The organism is Maribacter sp. (assembly GCF_049667165.1).
GTDB lineage: Bacteria > Bacteroidota > Bacteroidia > Flavobacteriales > Flavobacteriaceae > Maribacter_A.
In genome coordinates this window covers 1-2,538 of the sequence record NZ_JBATHS010000068.1, presented here as the reverse complement: position 1 = coordinate 2,538, position 2,538 = coordinate 1, and the positions used below count along the sequence as shown (strand labels likewise).

The window sequence follows — 2,538 nt, the reverse complement described above, 5'->3', positions numbered from 1 at the left end:
AATAGTTTTCAAGCCATTCGATCATCTCGAGGTCGAGATGGTTGGTAGGCTCATCAAGAATCAATAGATCGGGTCTATTGATAAGCGCATTGGCCAAGGCCAAGCGCTTTTTTTGTCCTCCGGAAAGCAGGCCGACCTTTGCATGGATATCCTCTAATTTAAGTTTAAAGAGAATTTGTTTGTACTGTGTCTCAAAATCCCATGCGTCATGGCGGTCCATAGCCTCAAAGGCCTTTTGGTAAGCTTGTTCATCCTCAGGATGCTCCAATGCCTTTTCGTAGGCAAGAATAATCTTGAGCACTTCATTGTCAGAAGCGAAAATCGTTTCTTCGACTGTTAGGTCGGGATCCAACTCGGGCTCCTGTTCCAAAAAAGACACACGTACGCCTTTGCGATAATTAACAAGACCGGAGTCTGGGACATCCTTACCTGATAAAATGTTCAAGATTGATGTTTTGCCATCACCGTTCTTTGCAATCAACGCTATCTTTTGGTCTTTGTTGATCCCAAATGAAATATCCTCGAAGAGAACCAGTTCACCATAGGATTTAGCAATATTTTCTACGGAAAGGAGATTCATACGACAGATTCAGGTTTTTGTTTTGTGTTGTAAAGGAGAAAGTAAGTATATCGAGTGGCCAGGGCTAATAGTAGGGATATGGTCACGGGTGAGAATATTTGGACCTTCATATTCCATAGTATGGGCACGGCCAAAAGCATGACTAGCAAAAGCTGAACATATTTTAGCGTCCAGGTTGGTGGCTTTCTTCTCCGTATGACCATAAATGCCATGATCACGTTGAAAGGGAAAGCCCATAACATATTAAAGTTATTCGCGGTTGCCGTATGATCGGTACAAAACCAGAGAAAGAAGATGAGTATCCCTGCGATTCCCGTACTTAAGAACAAGGCAAAATCAACGCTTTTGGACCTTCTATTTTTCCTATAATCAAGAAAAGTGATAAGAAAGACCAGGGCCATACATACCAATGACCAAAAAAGCGGTGTTAACAGAAAATCACTTTCATGAAGTAGGGGTTCGGGCTCATAGAGGGAAACTTCATTGGGTGCCAGTCGACGTTCCCCAAGTTTCGAACTGTTCAATTGCTCCATAATATATTTCGGTAGGAACATATGTTCTTTTGGTGTGGCCAAATCATCAATGACGGACCCAAGGGCAAGATCAATACCAAAGGCCGACCACGAATTGATGGGCATATTTTGGCGAATGAGTTCGCGGTGGGTAAATTGTTCCTTCAGGAAATTTGTATCAAAGTACAACTGGTTTCCATAGACCGTAGCGAGAACATCCCAGATTTTGGTAGCACAGTTGTTATAGAAGAAATCGTAGGGATAGGCCCTATTCTCAGGAAGATAGTTATGCTCCAAAAATTGGAACAAGGCATTTCTTTCGTCTTGTGTGAGTTGCAAGACCTGTTCTTTTACCCAGCGCCGATCATACTCATATTCCCGCATAAAGTTGGAGTACTGTTGACGTGCGAGCAAATAATCCAATTTGCCTTTAGCGAATTTTACATAAAAATTGTCGGTATTAAAGTCAAAAACGCCATAGTTGTAGACCACATCAATGCCAATGGCGTCGTCTGTGACCCTAAATGCGCTATGGCCGAACGTCGAATAAAGCGCATCTCCTGGGCCGCAGGTCAAAACGCTGATTTTGGACAAAGGGGATAATTCCGGAAGTTGGGAATTACCCACCGTCGAAAATAACAATAAAAGGGAAACAAATACCTTTTTTAAGTCCATTTTGCGTCGTAAGAAATTTTCAGTGGCAAATATCTGAATAAATTGTTTAGCAGGGGTTTTTATGCCAATAGATCTATAAAGGTTACGTTTGTTATATATTTTATACCTATTAGAGGATAGCACTTCACTTTCGATCTGCACCATTGGAAGAATTGGTTTTAACCCAATCCTAGTCGTAGGACACCTGTTTCATTCTACGTTTCCCAGGGAACACGCCATTTGATGGAACAAAAAAATTCAATGGATTTTGGGTTTTGATGGCTGCCGATTGGCACCTATAAACATTCTTTAAATTTGTCTTATTTTTACATAAACAACCAGCCATGAAACGACATATTCCCAATTTGATCACCTTATTGAACGTATTCTGTGGTAGTGTTGCCGCCGTTTTTGCTGTCCTGAACCAAATGGAACTGGCGGCATTTTTCGTATTCCTTGGGATCATCTTTGATTTTTTCGATGGCATGGCCGCCCGAATATTGGATGTAAAAAGTGAATTGGGCCTTCAATTGGATTCCTTGGCCGATGTGATCACGAGCGGACTTGTGCCTGGAATTGTCATGTTCCAATTATTGGGTATGTCAATGAGCGGTGGCTGGAATTTGGATATTTCCCCTGAAGCGGCCAATGATACGTTCTGGGTTGGCTTAAAAGTGGCCCCATTGCCCTTTTTGGGTTTTTTGATTACCCTGGCATCGGCCTATCGCTTAGCGAAATTCAATCTTGATGAAAATCAAGTAAGTTCTTTTATCGGTTTGCCTACACCTGCCA

Annotated in this window: 3 protein-coding genes; 1 reads left to right on the top strand and 2 read right to left on the bottom strand. The window is 42.0% G+C overall.

What is annotated here, in order from left to right:
- Window positions 1-580, bottom strand: a 580-nt coding sequence (locus tag WBM98_RS04100; protein WP_424364755.1) for an ATP-binding cassette domain-containing protein, incomplete at its 3' end; no start/stop codon positions are given.
- Window positions 577-1,767, bottom strand: a complete 1,191-nt coding sequence (locus tag WBM98_RS04095) for a DUF4105 domain-containing protein (protein WP_424364754.1) — start codon at window positions 1,765-1,767, stop codon at window positions 577-579. The genes WBM98_RS04095 and WBM98_RS04100, both read right to left, overlap by 4 nt.
- Window positions 1,768-2,090: 323 nt before the next feature.
- Here WBM98_RS04095 and WBM98_RS04090 point away from each other — a divergent pair.
- Window positions 2,091-2,538 (top strand): CDP-alcohol phosphatidyltransferase family protein (locus WBM98_RS04090; protein WP_424364753.1); only part of this gene is annotated, 448 nt, incomplete at its 3' end.